Source organism: Nonomuraea monospora, assembly GCF_039531895.1.
GTDB classification, from domain to species: Bacteria; Actinomycetota; Actinomycetes; order Streptosporangiales; family Streptosporangiaceae; genus Nonomuraea; species Nonomuraea monospora.
Map to the genome: position 1 here is coordinate 67,221 of NZ_BAAAQX010000042.1, position 16,525 is coordinate 83,745.

General features: G+C 71.8%; 17 protein-coding genes and 1 riboswitch. Of the genes, 10 read left to right on the forward strand and 7 right to left on the reverse strand.

What is annotated here, in order from left to right; all coding sequences use genetic code 11:
- Positions 1–12: 12 nt before the first annotated feature.
- The gene (locus ABD331_RS49765; RefSeq protein ID WP_344492443.1) at positions 13–1,749 is read right to left on the reverse strand and encodes a serine/threonine protein kinase; all 1,737 of its coding nucleotides are present in this window, start codon (positions 1,747–1,749) and stop codon (positions 13–15) included.
- Positions 1,746–3,611 carry a serine/threonine protein kinase gene (locus ABD331_RS49770; protein ID WP_344492446.1) on the reverse strand — a complete coding sequence of 622 codons (1,866 nt, stop codon included), beginning with the start codon at positions 3,609–3,611 and terminating at the stop codon, positions 1,746–1,748. Before ABD331_RS49770 ends, ABD331_RS49765 begins: the two co-directional genes overlap by 4 nt.
- 308 nt (positions 3,612–3,919) lie before the next feature.
- Here ABD331_RS49770 and ABD331_RS61165 point away from each other — a divergent pair, with 308 nt between their 5' ends.
- Positions 3,920–4,036, forward strand: coding sequence for an SEC-C metal-binding domain-containing protein (locus ABD331_RS61165; RefSeq protein WP_372513656.1), 117 nt, complete (start codon positions 3,920–3,922; stop codon positions 4,034–4,036).
- A 40-nt stretch (positions 4,037–4,076) separates the two neighbouring features.
- Complete coding sequence (locus ABD331_RS49775; RefSeq protein WP_344492449.1) at positions 4,077–5,789, forward strand: MFS transporter; 1,713 nt, start codon at positions 4,077–4,079, stop codon at positions 5,787–5,789.
- A gap of 124 nt (positions 5,790–5,913) precedes the next feature.
- Here the strand turns inward: ABD331_RS49775 and ABD331_RS49780 are convergent, their stop codons facing one another.
- Both ABD331_RS49780 and ABD331_RS49785 read right to left on the reverse strand, forming a co-directional pair.
- A complete protein-coding gene (locus ABD331_RS49780; protein WP_344492452.1) occupies positions 5,914–7,146 on the reverse strand; it encodes a sensor histidine kinase in 1,233 nt (410 codons plus the stop codon).
- Positions 7,143–7,799, reverse strand: coding sequence for a response regulator transcription factor (locus ABD331_RS49785; protein WP_344492455.1), 657 nt, complete (start codon positions 7,797–7,799; stop codon positions 7,143–7,145). The genes ABD331_RS49780 and ABD331_RS49785 overlap by 4 nt, the downstream gene beginning before the upstream one ends.
- Positions 7,800–7,972: 173 nt before the next feature.
- On the opposite strand from ABD331_RS49785, the gene ABD331_RS49790 reads away from it, so the two are divergent.
- The 4 genes from ABD331_RS49790 to ABD331_RS49805 are packed head-to-tail and all read left to right on the forward strand — an operon-like array spanning position 7,973 to position 11,713.
- Positions 7,973–8,503 (forward strand): hypothetical protein, encoded by a 531-nt coding sequence (locus tag ABD331_RS49790; RefSeq protein ID WP_344492458.1) that lies wholly within the window; start codon positions 7,973–7,975, stop codon positions 8,501–8,503.
- A 5-nt stretch (positions 8,504–8,508) separates the two neighbouring features.
- Entirely contained in the window at positions 8,509–9,636 is a 1,128-nt protein-coding gene (locus tag ABD331_RS49795; RefSeq protein WP_344492461.1) for a peptidoglycan-binding protein, read from the forward strand.
- Positions 9,633–10,499 (forward strand): ABC transporter ATP-binding protein, encoded by an 867-nt coding sequence (locus tag ABD331_RS49800; protein WP_344492464.1) that lies wholly within the window; start codon positions 9,633–9,635, stop codon positions 10,497–10,499. Before ABD331_RS49795 ends, ABD331_RS49800 begins: the two co-directional genes overlap by 4 nt.
- The gene (locus ABD331_RS49805; protein ID WP_344492467.1) at positions 10,499–11,713 is read left to right on the forward strand and encodes an ABC transporter permease; all 1,215 of its coding nucleotides are present in this window, start codon (positions 10,499–10,501) and stop codon (positions 11,711–11,713) included. The genes ABD331_RS49800 and ABD331_RS49805 overlap by 1 nt, the downstream gene beginning before the upstream one ends.
- Positions 11,714–11,829: 116 nt before the next feature.
- On the opposite strand, the gene ABD331_RS49810 is transcribed toward ABD331_RS49805, so the two are convergent.
- A complete protein-coding gene (locus ABD331_RS49810) occupies positions 11,830–12,270 on the reverse strand; it encodes a hypothetical protein (protein ID WP_344492470.1) in 441 nt (146 codons plus the stop codon).
- Positions 12,271–12,410: 140 nt separating this feature from the next.
- Between ABD331_RS49810 and ABD331_RS49815 the strand changes: the two genes are divergently transcribed.
- Positions 12,411–12,737 (forward strand): STAS domain-containing protein, encoded by a 327-nt coding sequence (locus ABD331_RS49815; RefSeq protein ID WP_344492472.1) that lies wholly within the window; start codon positions 12,411–12,413, stop codon positions 12,735–12,737.
- A gap of 105 nt (positions 12,738–12,842) precedes the next feature.
- Here ABD331_RS49815 and ABD331_RS49820 read toward each other — a convergent pair whose 3' ends face one another.
- The gene (locus tag ABD331_RS49820; protein ID WP_344492474.1) at positions 12,843–13,355 is read right to left on the reverse strand and encodes a VOC family protein; all 513 of its coding nucleotides are present in this window, start codon (positions 13,353–13,355) and stop codon (positions 12,843–12,845) included.
- A 25-nt stretch (positions 13,356–13,380) separates the two neighbouring features.
- Positions 13,381–14,355, reverse strand: a complete 975-nt coding sequence (locus ABD331_RS49825; protein ID WP_344492476.1) for a rod shape-determining protein — start codon at positions 14,353–14,355, stop codon at positions 13,381–13,383.
- Between the two features lie 282 nt (positions 14,356–14,637).
- Between ABD331_RS49825 and ABD331_RS49830 the strand changes: the two genes are divergently transcribed.
- From ABD331_RS49830 to ABD331_RS49840, 3 genes are all read left to right on the forward strand, one after another.
- Positions 14,638–14,859 carry a class I SAM-dependent methyltransferase gene (locus tag ABD331_RS49830; protein WP_344492478.1) on the forward strand — a complete coding sequence of 74 codons (222 nt, stop codon included), beginning with the start codon at positions 14,638–14,640 and terminating at the stop codon, positions 14,857–14,859.
- Between the two features lie 68 nt (positions 14,860–14,927).
- Positions 14,928–15,128, forward strand: a complete 201-nt coding sequence (locus ABD331_RS49835) for a DUF5302 domain-containing protein (RefSeq protein WP_148434528.1) — start codon at positions 14,928–14,930, stop codon at positions 15,126–15,128.
- 165 nt (positions 15,129–15,293) lie between these two features.
- A riboswitch (cyclic di-AMP (ydaO/yuaA leader) is annotated at positions 15,294–15,429 on the forward strand.
- 184 nt (positions 15,430–15,613) lie between these two features.
- Positions 15,614–16,330: a hypothetical protein gene (locus ABD331_RS49840; protein ID WP_344492481.1), complete on the forward strand. Its 717-nt coding sequence runs from the start codon at positions 15,614–15,616 to the stop codon at positions 16,328–16,330.
- Positions 16,331–16,525: the final 195 nt, after the last annotated feature.

Consider the following 16,525-nt stretch of genomic DNA (forward strand, 5'->3'; position numbering starts at 1 on the left):
GGCCTTTGACTCTCACCAGCCCTCGTCGAAGTCGCAGATTTTCACCGAGAGACTCTTCCGGCTGGGGTTCGGGGTGACGATCTCGAAGACCACCTGGTAGGTGCCCGCCTGCTTCCAGGTGATCGACGGGAGGAGGGGCTTGGAGGAGGCGGTGCCCTGCTGCCTGCCCTGGCTCTGGCCGTTCACCAGCCAGCGGTAGCTGTAGGTGCCGGACGTGGTGACCTTGGCCCAGATGTTCATGTCGTAGCGCCAGCAGTCGCCCAGCCTGATGCCCTCATAACTGAACCCCACCGACTTCACGGCCCCGGCCGTGGGCTTGGCGCTGGTGGGCGGCCGGGTCGTGGCCGGTGTTCTGGTGGGGGTTTTTGTCCGTACGGAGGGGGTGGGCGTCCTGCTGGGGCGCAGGGGCTTGGCCGACTTCTTCGCCTTGCCTGCCGGTTGGGAGGTGGTGGCCGGTGTGGCGGGTGTGGTGGTGGCGATGGCTACGGAGTTGGTGCCGTCGCTGTCGCCGGGTGAGATGGGCAGCAGGAACCATGCCGCCATCGCGCCGCCCGTCACGATGATCGCCGTGGCGGCGGCCATGAGGGCGGTGATCAGGCGGTCGCGGGACGGGTTGCGGACCGGGCCGGTGGGGGCCTGGGAGAGCTGGCCGTTCCGGGCGGGGGAGGGCGGGTGCGTGGGCCCGGCGGCGCTCCCGCCGCCATGCGCCGGACCACAGCCTTGTACCCCTACGGCCCCGGGCGACGCAGGCCGCGCCCCTGCCTCGGACAGCCCAGGCCACGGGCTCGCCTCAGGCGACCCGGGCTGTGCGCCAGTGCCGGGCGGCCCAAGCCGTTCGCCCGCCTCTGGCGATCCAGCCCATGGGCCCTTCCCCGGCAGCCCAGCCGCATCGCCCAACCCGGGCAGGCCGGCCCCCTTGCCCATCCCGAGCTCCTCAGCCCCCGCGAATCCGGGCGCACGGCCTGGACCGGCCAGCGGATGGCCCGCTTGGGCCGGGGCGCCGATGAGGCGGAAGAGGACGTCCTGCATGCCGGGCCGCGCGGCGGGATCCTTCGCGAGACAGGCGTACACGATGGACCGCAGCGGCTCCGGCACACCGTCCAGGCGCGGCTCCTCGTACTGGATCCTCCTGAGCACCGCAGGCAGCGAGTCGTTCCCGAACGGCGGCGCGCCGGTGGCGGCGAACACCATCACCGACCCCCACGCGAACACGTCCACCGCCGGCCCCGCCACCGCCCCCAGGAACTGCTCGGGCGCCATGTACGCGGGCGTCCCCACGATCGTGCTGGTACGGGTCACCGCGTCGTCCATGGCCCGCGCGATGCCGAAGTCGATGACGCGCGGCCCGTCGCGTCCGAGCAGCACGTTGGCGGGCTTGAAGTCGCGGTGCACGACCCCGGCCCGGTGGACGGCGGCCAGCGCGGTGGCCGTGGCGACGGCCAGACGTTGCAGGTCCGCGCCCTGGTGCAGGCCCGCCGCCGCCAGGGACGGGCCCTCGACGTACTCGGTCACGATGTACGGCCGCCCGCCCAGCGACGCGTCCAGCACCTGCGCGATGCAGAACGGCTCCACCCGCCGCGCGGCGGCGATCTCCTTGGCGAACCGCCCGTCACCCGCCACGCCCTCGCGCAGCACCTTGATCGCGACCCGCGTCCCGTCGGGGGCCACGCCCAGGTACACCACCCCCTGGCCGCCCTCCCCGAGCTGCTCGACGACCCGGTACGGGCCGATGGCGTGGGGTGTCGTCATGAGTAGTCGTCCACGGGACAGATGTTGATCGTGACGCTCTTGCTGGCGGCGGAGGGCGCCGTGACGCGCAGGGCGATGGTGTGGCGGCCTTCGTCCAGCATGTACTGTCCGGCCGTCACGAACGCCGTGTAGTCGTCCTCGGGGACCCAGGACTTGCGGTTCTCGCGGGTCTGTCCGTCCACGATCCACAGGTAGGAGACCCAGACGCCGGGACGGGTCGACTCCACCCTGGTCTGGAAGTGGATCGGCGGCATGTAGCAACTGCTGTCCGTGGACTGGCCCGGGCCGCCGAACAGCTCGATCTCCAGAATGCTGACCTTGGCGCTCGTGACCGGCCTCTTGGTGGTGCGGGCGGGGGTGGGGCTCCTCGTGGTCGGCGTCTGGGTCGGCTTCGGCGTGCTCTTCGGAGTCGGTGTCTGGGTGGGTTTCTGGGTTTTCCTGGTGGTCTTGCGAGGGCTCGACGTTGACGGCCGGCGCGTGGGCTTGGCGGTGGAGGACGTGGTGGGCGAGGTGGGGGAGATGGCGGCCAGCGACTCGGGGCCGGGCTGCCTCGCCCAGGGAGACAACCAGACGACCCCGGCCACCAGCGCCACCACCATGACCACGGCCACACCAACGGCCACCGGCACCCCGACCCGCGCCAACGCCCCCTTCGACGCCCGCTGCCCTGCCCCCATCCCCGGCCCTCGATGCGGCATCGGCCCTTGCCCCGCCATCGGCGGTTGACCCGGCATCGGCCCTTGCCCCGCCATAGGCCCGCCGCCCGCTACTGGCCCTCGGCTTGGCACCGGCCCTTGGCCCGGCATGTGCGCGGCGCCCGGCACGGGGTGGCCGTCGGGCATGGGCTGGCCGCTCGGCATCGGTCCACCGCCCGGCATCGGCCCCGCGTATGCGGCTGGCCCGCCGCCCAGACCCGGCCCGCCGCCCGGCATCGGCCCAGCGCCAGGCATGGGTCCGGCGTGCGGCTCCAGCCCAGGACGCGACCCGGGCCTGGCGTGTGGGCCAGGTCCAGGGTGCGGCCCCAGTCCCGCATGTGACCCCGGCCTGGCGTGCGACCCGGGCCCCGGTGTGGCGTTCTGGCCACTGAGCAGGTGCAGCAGCACATCCCGCATGGCCGGCCGTCGAAGCGGATCCTTGACCAGGCACCCGTACACGATCCCCCGCAACGGCTGCCCAAGATCCCCAAGCTGCGGTTCGTTGTGCAGGATCCGGTTGATGATCGCCGGCATCGTGTCCTGCCCGAACGGCGGCGTCCCCGTCCCAGCCCACACCATGACGGACGCCCACGCGAACACATCCGCCGCCGCCCCCACAGCCTGCCCAGCGAGCTGCTCCGGCGCCATGTAGGCAGGCGTCCCCACGATGCTGCTGGTGTGCGTGACCCCGTCGTCCAGAGCCCTGGCGATGCCGAAGTCGATGACGCGCGGCCCGCCGGGCCCGAGCAGCACGTTGGCGGGCTTGAAGTCGCGGTGCACGATGCCCGCCTGGTGGATGGCGGTCAGCGCGGTGGCGGTGGCGACGGCCAGGCGCTGCAGGTCGGCGCCGGTGTGCAGGCCGGCCTGCTGCAGGGACGGCCCTTCGACGTACTCGGTCACGATGTACGGACGCGGCCCGCTCAGCGAGGCGTCCAGCACCTGCGCGATGCAGAACGGCTCCACCCGCCGCGCCGCCTCGATCTCCTTGGCGAGCCGGTCGCTGAGCCCGGCGTGCCCGTCGCGCAGCACCTTGACCGCCACCGCCTGCCCGTCGGGCGCCTGGCCGAGATAGACGGTGCCCTGGCCGCCGGAGCCGAGGCGGCCGAGCAGCCGGTAGGGTCCCGCCGCCGTCGGATCGTCCTCCCGCAGCGGTTCGACGTGCGCCATGAGAGAAGTGACTCCTGAGACGGGTGCGGTGGATGTTACGAACGATAGCGACTCATATACGGATTTGGAGTCAAGTCGCTTATTTGTCCGAACCCCTTCCACTGACGCACTCCACCGGCGGAAAATCGATCGTGCCCGGGCACACAGGCGGCCTACCGTGGCGTGCGTTCGTCCACGGACCGAGGAGGCCCGCCATGCACCGCGACGAGATGTCCTTTTGAGCCGACCAGCAAGCGCCGCAGGGGGTTCCCTCTAGCGAGACGCAGGTCAAGCGCGGCGATCGCCGCGTCGGCCGCGACAAGGAGCTGATCGAGAAGCTCGGCGGCAACGACCCGTGCCCCTGCGGCTCCGGACGCCGCTTTCCGCCGCTGCTGCCGCCCCACCGGCCGGTACGACGACACCCTCGGCCACTACTACGTCCGTGACCGTCGGTGAGCCGATTTTCTGTCGGTGGCTCCTGGCAAGGTGACTTCCAGACCTCATCGGCCCGCGCCCCTCCCACACCAGGAAGGGTCGCCGGTCCCTCCCGCGTCAGGAGAGGCGTCGACCTTTCCTTCGTCGGGGAGGGGCGCCGCTCCCTTCTACATCGGGAGAGGGCGTCGGCCCTTCCCACGTCGGGAGGGGGCGCCGCTCCTTTTCGCGTCGGGAGGGAGCGTCGGCCTTTCCCACGTCGGGAGAGGGCGTAGGTCCCTCCCGCGTCAGGAAGGGGCGCAGGCCGAGCAGCCCGAGCAGGAAAGGTGCACCGCCATCTTCGCGCCCCTGGCGATCCGCGACTTTCGCCGCTACTACGTCGGCCAGACGGCCTCGGCGTTCGGCGACTCGCTGACACCGCTCGCCCTCGCGTTCGCCGTCCTGCACCTCACCGGCTCCCCGGCGGAGCTCGGCGTCGTCGTGCTCAGCACCCGCCTGCCCGTCATCGTGCTGACCCTGGTGGGCGGCGCGGCGGGCGACCGGTTCTCGCGGCGCACCATCATGCTGCTCGCCGACCTGGTCCGGTTCGGCGCGCACGGGCTCACGGCGGTGCTGCTGATCACGGGCACCGCGCAGATCTGGATGCTGGTGGCCCTGCAACTCGTCGCCGGCGCGGGTTCCGCGTTCTTCGGTCCGGCGGCGGTGGGGCTTGTGGGTTCGCTGGCGAGCAGGGAGCACCTCCAGGCGGCCAACTCGCTCATCTCGGTCTCCCGCAGCGCCGCCTCGATCGTGGCGCTCGGCGCGGCCGGGGCGTTGGTGGCGCTGGTCGGGCCGGGCTGGGCGGTGCTGGTGGACGCGCTGACGTTCCTGGTGAGCGCGACCTTCCTGTCCTTGCTTCCGCGCACGGCCACGGGGCCCGATGCGGTGGTTGGCGGGCCTGACGCGGTTGCCGGACCGCGCGCGGTTACCGAAGGGCGCGCGGTTACCGAAGGGCGCGCGGTTGTCGGACGGCGCACGGTTGCGGGAGGCCCCCGCACCCTCACCGGCGACCGGGCGCGGACGGGTGGGTTGTTGGTGAGCATCGGGGGAGGGTTGGCCGAGGTGCGCAGGCGCACCTGGTTGTGGGTGTGGATCGTGCACATCGCCCTCGGCAACATGATCGTGGTCTCCCCCCTCATGGTGCTCGGCCCCTACGTCGCCGACCTGCATCTCGGCGGCGCCCCCGCGTGGTCGGCGATCGGCATCGCGTACGCCGTGGGCGGGCTCGCCGGCGGCCTGCTCGGCACCCGATGGCGGCCGGGGCGTCCCATGGCGGCGGCGCTGTTGTCGTTCCTGCTCATGGCGCCGCTTCCGGCGCTGCTCGCCGTGCCGACGGCCCTGTGGTTGCTGGTGGTGGCGGCTGCGGCTGCCGGTTCGCAGGTGGTGGTGTACAACGTGCTGCAGACCACGGCTGTGCAGCAGCATGTGCCGGAGGAGTTCGTGGCGCGGGCGACGTCGGTGACGATGCTGGGGTCGTTGGTGGCCGCGCCGCTCGGCATGGGTTTGGCCGGTCCGGCGGCGATCGCGTTCGGCAGTCGGCCTGTGTTGCTGGTGTGCGCCGGGTTCACCGTGGTGCTGACCGTCGCCACCCTGGTGGTGCCGTCGGTGCGGCGTGTGCGTACGGCTCCGGGCCGGGAGCCGCATCTGGAGAGGCGTGAGCCTGCGGAGGACGTGCCTCGCCAGGGCGGGGACGCAGCGGAAGCTGTCCCTTTATATAGGGAACAATGACGTCTACCTGGAGCGTCACCACGCCGACGGGACGTTCCTGCTGTCGGGGTCAGACCGTTCCCGACGACCTGGGCGGCGTACGAGATCGTCACCGTGAATCCGGGCCGCCCGCACGAAGAACTGCTTACCAGGACCGACCGGTAGCCCGGGGTAGGGCCACCGCCACCACGAGCCCCCCGCCCTCCCGAGGCCGTGCCCGCACGTCGCCCCCGTGCGCGACCGCCACCGACCGCACGATCGACAACCCCAGCCCCGCGCTGGTCCCGGTGACGGAGCGTTCCCCGGCCTGCCGGTGGAAGGGCTTGAAGAGCAGCGGCACGTCGTACGGCGCCACGGCCGGCCCGGTGTTGCTGACCTCCACCTCGACCTTGTCCCCCGACACGGTACGGCTGACGAGCCGCACCCAGCCGGTGCCGTCGTCGAGGTTGTATCGGATGCCGTTCTCGACCAGGTTGTGCACGAGCCGTTCGAGGAGCAGCGCGTCCCCGGTGGTCGGGGCAGGGGCGACGACCTCGTACAGGGTGATCTTGGCGTCGGCGGCCTGGTCGGCGGCCTGGGCGGCCACGTGGGTGACGATGTCGGCCAGGTCCACGGGCGAGCGGTCGGCGACCTCCTGCTCGGATCTGGCGAGCAGCAGCAGCCCGTTGATGAGGCGTTCGTGGCGGGTGTTGATGTCCAGGAGGCTCTCGCCCAGCTCCTTGACGTCGGAGGAGGCGGTGCGGCGGTGCATGGCCAGCTCGACCAGCGCCCGGTTGAGGGTCAGCGGGGTGCGCAGCTCGTGGGAGGCGTTGGCGACGAACCGGCGTTGCCCGTCGAAGGAGTGGTCGAGCCGCTCCACCATGGTGTCGAACGTGTCGGCCAGGTCCTTGACCTCGTCGGCGGGCCCGGTGAGGGCGATGCGTTCGTGCAGGCCGCGTTCCGCCATGGGGGCGGCGGCGATCTTGCGGGCGGTGGCGGTGACCAGGTGCAGCGGGGCGAGGACGCGGCCGGCGACCCACCAGCCGAGCACCACGGCCGCGCCGCCGACCACGACGAGCGCGATCGTGCCCTGGGTGAGGAGCGAGGTCACGGCGGCGGCGCGCAGCTCCTGCTGCTGCCGCCACAGCCATTCGACTGCGGCGTCACCGTAGAGGGTGACGCCGTTCTGGTTGATGATGAGCTGCTTTGACCGGCCCGGCTCCGCGGGGGCGGCGTAGCGGTCGTCGAAGGTCTGTACGAGCTGCTGGTTGAACAAGAGGTACGTGACGCCGAGCAGCACCAGCCCGGCCAGCAGGAAGACGGCCCCGTACACCACCGTGAGCCGCATGCGCAGCGTGGGGCGCAGGCGGCTGCGCAGCGCCGGCGGGAGCAGGCTCATGCGATCCGGTACCCCACTCCCGCGACGGTCTCCACGACGGGCGGGTCGGCGAGCTTGCGGCGCAGCTTGAGTATGGTGAGCCGGACCGCTCCGGTGAACGGGTCGGCGTGCTCGTCCCAGGCCTTCTCCAGGAGCTGTTCGGCGGAGACGACGTTGCCGTCGGCCCGCAGCAGCTCGGCCAGGACGGCGAACTCCTTCTTCGACAGCGGGACGAACCGCCCGTTCCTGAACACCTCCCGCCGCGCGGGGTCGAGCGTGATCCCGGCGCGCCGCAGCACGGGCGGCGCGGCTGGCCGCGAGCGCCGCCCCAGCGCCAGCACCCTGGCGGCCAGCTCGGGGAAGGCGAACGGCTTCGTCAGGTAGTCGTCGGCGCCCATGGACAGGCCGGTGACGCGGTCGTCGAGCTGGGCGGCGGCGGTGAGCATGAGCACCCGCGCGTCGCACTCGGAGGCCACCATCTCCCGGCACACCTCGTCGCCGTGGACGCGCGGCAGGTCCCGGTCCAGCACGACCACGTCGTAGTCGTTGACCGCGATGCGCTGCAGCGCCGCCTCGCCGTCGTGTGCCAGATCGACCGCGTGCGTCTCCTCGCGCAGCCATTCGGCAATCGCGTCGGCGAGCATCGGCTCGTCCTCAACCACCAGCACCCGCATGCCGCACCCCAGGCCTTTCCATCCGTTTACAGAGCCGAGTGTGGCGGAGGGGGCATTTGCTCCGAATAAGCGGAAAACCCGGGGATACGGAAACGCTGAGGAAACACCGTCCCCTATTGCATCTCCCATCGAACGGCCTTCGTGGCGACAGATCATTCGACAAGGAGAGCTTCATGCGACGACGAGTCCTCAGCGCGCTGGTCACAGCACCGTTCGCGCTCACCCTGCTCCTGACGGGCTGCGGCTCGGGCGACACCGGGGCGAAGGTCGCCTCCGCGAACGGCACCAGCGGCCAGGCGTCGGCCGGCGCCGGCGCGAAGCCGAGCGCGGACCCGAAGGAGCAGTCCCTCAAGTTCGCGCAGTGCATGCGGGAGAACGGCGTCGACATGCCCGACCCCGACTCCAGCGGCAGGGTCATGATGAAGTTCGACCAGAACACCCCGCAGGAGAAGGTGCAGGCCGCCCAGGAGGCGTGCCAGCAGTACGCCCCGAGCGGCACGCGGCAGGGCGCCGGCGACCCCAAGATGGCCGAGAACATGCGCAAGGTCGCCCAGTGCATGCGTGACAACGGCGTCGAGGCCTACCCCGACCCCGAGGGCAACATGATGCGCCTGACCCCCGAGGTCGCCGAGGACCCCGACTTCAAGTCCGCCGAGGAGAAGTGCAAGCAGGTGTCCGCCGAGGCGGGCATGGGAGGTTCTTGATGGGTATGGCCACCATCGACGGCAAGGCGGAGCCGGAGGCCACGCCGCCCCGGCAACGCCGCCGCCGCGGCAGGGGCAAGCTGGTGGCCGGGCTCCTGGTCGCGGTGGCGGTGGCGGGCGGCGGGTTCGTCGCGGTCAACAGCGCGGGCCTGCTCGAAGGCGGCGCCGGCCCGACCCGGTCGGCCGCCGCGCTGCCGCCGGCCACCACGACGGTGACCAGGCAGACGTTGAACGACACCAGGGACGCCGACGGCGAACTCGGCTACGGCCCGGTGACCTCGGCCATGGCGCGCCAGCCCGGCACGCTCACCTGGCTGCCGGAGAGCGGCGCGACGATCACCCGGGGCAAGTCGCTGTACCGGGTGGACAACAAGCCGGTCATGCTGCTGTACGGGGACGTGCCCGCCTACCGTGACCTGAAGATCGGCGTGGAGGGCAAGGACGTCGAGAACCTGGAGCGCAACCTCAGCAAGCTCGGCTACGACGGCTTCACGGTGGACGACGAGTACACCTACGACACCTACGAGGCCGTCCAGGAGTGGCAGGAGGACCGCGGCCTGGACGAGACGGGCGTGGTCGAGCTGGGCCGGGTCGTCTTCGCCCCCGGCAAGGTGCGCGTGGAGAGCCTGGAGACCGAGGAGGGCCAGCCGGCCCAGCCCGGCCAGAAGGTGCTGACGTACACGGGCACGGCCAAGGTGATCACGGTGCAACTCGAGGCCGAGGACCAGCGGATGGCCAAGAAGGGCGCCAAGGTCGAGGTGACGCTGCCGGACGGCAAGACCGCGAAGGGCAAGGTCACCGAGGTGGCCACGGTCATCGTGCCGGGCGAGGGCCAGAACGCCGAGCCGGAGACGCGGGTGGAGGCGCTGGTCTCGATCGGGAGCGCCAAGGCGGCCAAGGGGCTGGACAAGGCGTCGGTGGACGTGACGTTCACGGCCTCGCAGCGCAAGAACGTGCTGACCGTTCCGGTGGCGGCGCTGGTGGCGCTGCAGGAGGGCGGGTTCGGCCTGGAGGTCGTCGAGGGCGGCAGCTCCCGCTACGTCGCCGTCAGGACGGGGCTGTTCGCGGGAGGCCGGGTCGAGGTCTCCGGGGACGGGCTGAGTGAGGGCATGACCGTGGGGATGCCGAAATGACCGGCTATCCCATGATCGCGCTGACGGACGTGTCCAGGACGTACCCCGGCGGGGTGGCGGCGCTGAAGTCGGTGTCGCTGCGGATCGGCCACGGCGAGCTGGTCGCCATCGTCGGCCCGTCGGGCTCGGGCAAGTCGACCATGCTGAACGTGGTCGGCACCCTGGACCGGCCGTCGGCGGGGACCATCCAGATCGACGGGTACGACGTCTCGAAGCTGTCCGACAACCAGCTCTCGGCGCTGCGCGCGACGACGATCGGGTTCGTCTTCCAGTCCTTCCACCTGGCGGCCAAGGTGCCGGCGCTGGACAACGTGGCCGACGGCCTCGTCTACACCGGTCTGAGCAGGGCCGAGCGGCGCCGCCGCGCGGCGGTGGCACTCAAGCGCGTGGGGCTGGAGCACCGGATGGACCATGAGCCGCACGAGCTGTCGGGCGGGGAGCGGCAGCGCGTGGCGATCGCCAGGGCGGTGGCGGGCGAGCCGCCGCTGCTGCTGGCCGACGAACCCACGGGCGCCCTCGACTCCGTCTCGGGCACCGGGGTGATGGAGCTGCTGCACGAGCTGAACGCGGCGGGCACCACCATCGTGATCATCACGCACGACCGCGAGATCGCGGCCAGCCTGCCTCGTCAGGTACGGATGCGCGATGGCGAGATCATCTCCGACTCGGCCGCCCGCTCCGCAAAGCACGGGGAACCCGCGCGGGACGGGGAACCCGCAAAGCACGGGGAACCCGCAAAGCAAGGGGAGCCCGCGCAGGACGCGGAGGCCGCGCAGGACACGGAGGCCGCGCGGGACGGCGGGCCCGCGCAGCATGCGGAGCCCGTAGAGCCGACGGAGCGCGCGGAATCCGGGGTGGCGTGATGACGGTCATCGAGCGGCCGAAGCTGTTCCCCGCCCGGATGCGGTCGGCCGACGTCATGCGGGTCGGCGCGGTCGGCCTGCGGACGCGCCCGTTGCGGGCGTTCCTGTCGGCGCTGGGCATCGCCATCGGCATCGCGGCCATGGTCGGCGTGGTCGGGCTGTCGTCGTCGTCCGGGGCGGAGCTGGACCGCCAGCTCTCCGCGCTGGGCACGAACCTGCTCACCCTGTCCTCCGGCACGACCCTCACCGGCGAGGCGGCCCAGATGCCGCAGGACGCCGAGGCGATGATCGAGCGGATCGGGCCGGTCGAGTCGGTCTCGTCCATCGGCAAGGTGCCCGAGGCCAAGGTCTACCGCTCGGAGCAGATCCCGGAGGCGCAGACGGGCGGACTGAACACGTACGCGGCCCGGCTCGACCTGCCCGCCACGGTCGGCGCGACCCTGCGCAGCGGCACCTGGCTGAACGCCGCCACCGAGCGCTACCCGGCCGCCGTGATCGGCTCGTCCACCGCCCAGCGGCTCGGCATCGGCGCGGCCGGCCCCGACACGCAGATCGTCGTCGGCGGCATCCGCTTCACGGTCGTCGGCGTGCTGGAGCCCGTGGCGCTGGCCGTGGACCTGGACAGCGGCGTCCTCGTCGGCTGGCCGGTGGCGGAGGAGCGGCTCGGCTTCGACGGCCATCCGACCACGCTCTACACCCGCTCGGAGGAGTCCCGGCTGGAGGACGTACGGGCGGTGCTGGCGGGCACGGCCAACCCGGAGGCGCCCAACGAGGTGGACATCTCCCGGCCGTCCGACGCGCTGGCCGCCAAGCAGGCCACCAGCCAGGCGTTCGCCGGCCTGCTGCTGGGCGTGGGCGCGGTGGCCCTGCTCGTGGGCGGGGTCGGGGTGGCCAACACGATGGTCATCTCCGTTCTGGAACGCCGTGCGGAGATCGGCCTGCGCCGGTCGCTGGGGGCCACCAGGGGGCAGATCAGGACGCAGTTCCTGGCCGAGTCGCTGCTGCTGTCCGCGCTGGGGGGAACCGGCGGGGTCCTGCTGGGGACGGGGGTGACGATGGGGTACGCGCTCTACAGCGGCTGGCCGTCGGTCGTTCCGGTCTGGGCCACGGCGGGCGGCCTGGCGGCGACCCTGCTCATCGGCGCGGTCGCCGGCCTCTACCCGGCCATCCGCGCCTCGCGCCTCTCCCCGACCGAGGCCCTGTCCACGCCCTGACCTCATCTCCAGGCCGCCCGGGCCCGCTCGCCCGGGTGGCCTGAGCCGCCCTGCCTACTCGCTCGGGCGGCCTGAGCCGCCCCGCCTACTCGGCCGGGTGGCCTGAGCCGTGCTGTCTACTCGGCCGCGTAGCAGGTGGTCTTGCCCACCACCCGCACCCCGCTCCGCTCCCCGGACAGCACGGTCAGCTCGAACTCCAGCCGCGTCCGGGGGTTGCGCAGCACCGCCACGTCCTGGTCGTGGTCGCGCAGGTCGAGATCGTCGACGACCTTGTCGTAGCCGAGCGCCCGCAACCGCTCCAGCAGCCCGTCGGTGGCCCCGGCCCGATCACTTTCGGCCTGGACGAAATGCCGTAGCTGCCCGGGGACGCAGGTGTCGTCGTCGGCCCGCCGCACCGCCGACAGGTGCAGCTCGCTGGCCCTGATCAGCTCACCGGCGTCGGCGTCGAGCTGCTTGGTGGCCGCTTCGAGCGTGGGCAGCTCGGACGCCGCTGTGCACGCCGTAATCGCCGCGACACAGAAGAGCACCGCGAACAGGGCGTGACGGCGGGCGCGCACGAGGGGACCCTATCTAAGATCACCGTCGGCTAACGAGTGAATCACGCAAAAAGCACGGCGGGGGTAGCTTCGCGGCGGCATGAGACGGTCTTTCTAGGGCAGATGCACCATGTACGGCATGGCCGCCCCCACGGAGCCGGATGACCTTCGAAACCGACGACCGCGCACGCGTCACCCTCGTTCCGCACCCCTTCGGCCTGCGTATATGCGGCGAGATCGACCGCGGCAACCGGCACCTGCTCGCGGGCGCCCTGGCCTGGGCCCTCCTGGCGGGCAGCCACGACATCCGGCTCGATCTGTCGGGGCTGACGTTCATCGACGTGTCGGGCATGCGGCTCATCGTCGTCGCGGCGGCCCGATTATCCGCGGACCGCACCCTGGTCCTCGATCCGATCTCTCCCGCCGTCCGCCGCATCCTGGCGCTGACCGGCTGGGAACAGGCCCCCGGCCTGCACGTGTGCCCGTGAACCCGCCGCCCTCCCGGCCCCCGACCACACCGACCCGCCACCGTCCCGGCCGCCCGCAATGCTGACCCGCCGCAGTCTCGCCGCGGCAGGTGAGTCAGCCGTCCGTCACGGGCGCCAGCGGCGCTGGTCGGTCTCCTTCTCGTACGGCTGAGCGTCCGGATAAGTCAGGAGTTCGACCGTCCCGCCCCAGGGCGTCCGGCAGTAGGCGAACCGGTTGCGCTCGCCCGACTCGGGCCCCGGCAGCGGCACCGGCTCCGACAGTCGCACCCCGCCCGCCTCCATGACCTGCCGCAACGCCTCGTCGAGGTCGTCCACGTACAGGGCGACGTGCTGCCACCCCAGGTCGCACGGCAACGCGGCCCCGCCCTGCCGCGGCCCGCTGAACTCGAACAGCTCGATGCCGGGCCCGCTGGGCAGGCGGAGCATGCGCACCGCGACCTCCGCCGTGCCCTGCGGCACCCCGAGCCGCCGCTCGGTCGCCCAGCCGCCCTTGGGGCCCTGCGCGCGGGGGAGGGTGTCGTAGAGCACCTCGGCGCCGAACGCGCGGGCGAAGAACTCGGTGGCCGTGTCGAGATCGGGCACGGTCACCCCGACGTGGTCGATGCCGCGGACGGTCATGCGCTTGCCTCCTATGGATGTGCGGTCACGTACGGCCGCCACGGAGCCTCCCGATCAGTCCCAGCTCGTCCACGCACCGCCCCAGCCCCAGCGCGACACACTCCACCGGCCGCTCGGCCCTGCGCACGGGCATGCACAACGTCTCCCGCAGCCGCCGCCCCAGCCCGCGTAGCAACGCGCCGCCGCCGACCAGCACCGCGCCGCGCTCGCCGAGGTCGGCGGCCAGCTCGGCGGGGCAGCGTTCCACGGTCTCCATGGCGGCCCGCGCGATCGACTCGACCGGCTGCCCGGTGGCCTCGAAGATGTGCTGGACGGGCAGCGTCAGCTCGCGTTCGCGGCCGGTCTCGGGGTCGCGGGCCCGCACCATGACCTCGCCGTCGTGCGCGTGCCGCTTGGCCGTCTCGGCCTCGCGGTCGTCGAGCTGCAGCCCGTGCTCGCGTTCGACGAACCGGACGATCGCCCTGTTGACGGCCTGCCCGCCGTACGGCACGGAGCCGGTCGCCACCACGGACTCGCCGGACAGCACCGCGATCCTGGCGGCGTCGCGGCCGATGTCGATCACCATGTGGCCGGTGCGGTCGTCGGGTGACATCCCGCTGCCGAGCGCGGCGGCCAGCGCGTGCGGAATGAGGCGTACGGTCCTGGCGTCCGCCTCGTACGCGATGCTCTGCAGCGCCTCGCGGTCGATGGGCGTGGAGTCGCAGGGCAGCGCCATGACCAGGCGCGGCCTGGCGTACGGATGCCAGTGCACCTTGCGCAGGAAGTGCCGGATCATGCGGCGGGCCAGCTCGGCGTCGGCGGGCAGCCCGCCGCTGACGGGCCAGTGCGTGCGCCCGCCGGTCTCGGCGACGGCTTCCGCGCCGAACCCGACGATCTTGCCGGTGAGGCCGTCGCACATCACGACGGAGGGCTCGTCGAGCACGATTCCCTTGCGTTTGACGTAGATCCGCGTGCTCGCCGCCCCAAGATCCATCGCCAGGTCACGACCGAGGAGTCTCATCCCCGGATCTATGTCCGCACCCGTCTCAACACAACACCAGGAACGGAGCGGATCCCCTTTACCTGGTGTGATCGACTACGACCTGGAGGCCGGGCGGTACGACGAGACCCGGGGCGGCGGCGGAGGCGGTGCGCGGCCTGGTGCCTGAGCCGTCCGGCGCGCTGGTGGACGTCGCCTGCGGCACGGGGCTGGTGACCGGGGAGCCGGCGGCGCGCGGGCTGCGGGTGCTCGGCGTGGACGCCGCCGCCGGGATGGCGCGGATGGCCGGGACGGGTGCGGGTGGTGCTGGGGGACGGGCGCAGGCTCCCGATGGGCGACCGTTCGGTGGACGCGGTCACCACGATCTGGCTGCCGCACCTGCTCGACGACGCCCGCCCGGTCATCGCGGAGGCGGCCGGGCAGGGGTTGCGGCTGAGCGGGGAGTCGCGGTTCGTCGGTCACGGGCAGGGCCGTTCGGGCGGTCCCGACCCGGTCTTCCGGTTGCTGGCCTTCACTTCGTGGTGAGCCCGGTTTCGCGTCATAAGCGGTGCCGTGCGAAGCTGTGAACTGTCCCCAACACCATGGAGGTCCTCATGGCGGATACACCGGAGCCGGAAGTCAGCGAAACTCCCGAGGACGAGATGAAGCGCAAGTTCCGCGAGGCGCTGGAGCGCAAGCGCAACCAGGGCGCGGGCTCGGGCGCGGGTGGCAGGGGCGGCGACCCATCAAAGATCCACGGGGCGCACGGCCCGGCTGCGAGTAAAAGATCGTTCAGGCGCAAGAGCGGCGGCTGAGGCTGAAATTCGCGCGGGGGTACGGCATGCCGTGCCCCCTTTTTTCTTCCCGTGACAAGGTAGATCTTTATGGCGATTCATGGTGAATAGTTGGCAGATGTCCGATTCCGTGGCTAAGGTAATCGCCATTACCAGCCGGTGACCTAGTCCTTACCCCAGAGGGACCACCGGTTGGCGCCGAATCCCGAACCCTCGGGAACCGGGGAACCACCTCCGTTGGGGTGAATCCGGCCCTGTGCCGGTAGGGCATCTCCACGCCCGAACCCGTCAGCTAACCCGGTAGGCGTGATGGAGAGGACAAGTTACTTCATGCATCAGCGCGTCGTACCCCCGGACCGCGTCTTGCCGGCCGCCCACTGAGCGGCCCCCTTCCCCGAAGACTCGTATCTTGCGCTCCGCGTAGCGACCTCGCGGCGTTCTGCTGCGCCGCGCCCTTTTCCGTGAGTGCAACCTCCCTGTCCCCCAGTGAAGGGTTTTGCTGCTTCATGTCTGCCCGTTTTGGCCTGCGTTCCCTCGCCGTGCTCACCGCCTCCACCGTCGGAGCGCTGACCATCGCCGGCACCGCCGCCCACGCCGACTCCGACACCGACCAGAAGATCCTGCTCAAGGGCTCGACCACCGCCTCGTACTTCTGGGACGACGCCTCCGGCCGCGCCGGTGACACGGGCCTGCCGGCCAGCGGCAAGCCGATGCAGAAGGGGCTGGCCGCCAGCCCGAGCTGGCCGCTGCTGACCGAGGGCTACGTGGTCTACAAGGGCAAGAAGATGCCCTTCTTCGTCGGTGACCGCGGGCCTGGCACGCCGTCCAACCGCGGCATCATGCTGGACCTCGACGCCAAGACCTTCGCCGAGCTGACCGGCGGCGAGTTCAACTCCAGCACGCTGGGCGTGGACGGGATCGGCGGCGAGGGCCACATCGACGTCGACTACGTCATCACCAAGTGGGGCTCCGGGGTGGGCAAGAAGAACTATCCGGTGCCGTTCTCCACCGGCGCGTGGGCCGAGCGCGACACGAACCCCGCGACCCCGCCGCGGCCCGAGGAGGAGTCCTCCTCCGCCGGCGGCCAGCTCCTCAACGCGCCCGTGGGCGAGCCGAAGGAGTCGGGCCTGGTCGGTGGCGCGCTGACGGCGGGCGTGCTGTCCATGGCGGGCGGCGGCCTGATCCTCGGCGGAGAACGCCTCCGCGCCCTCCTCGTACGCTGACCCCGACCTGCGCGGATCCCGACGCGCGCGGATCCCGACGCGCGCGGATCCCGACGCGCGCGGATCCCGACCTGCGCGGATCCCGACGCGCGCGGATCCCGACCTGCGCGGATCCCGACGCGCGCAGATCCCGGCGTGTGCGGATCCCGACCTGCGCTGACCTCGACGCGCACTGATCCGGACGCGCGCCGACCC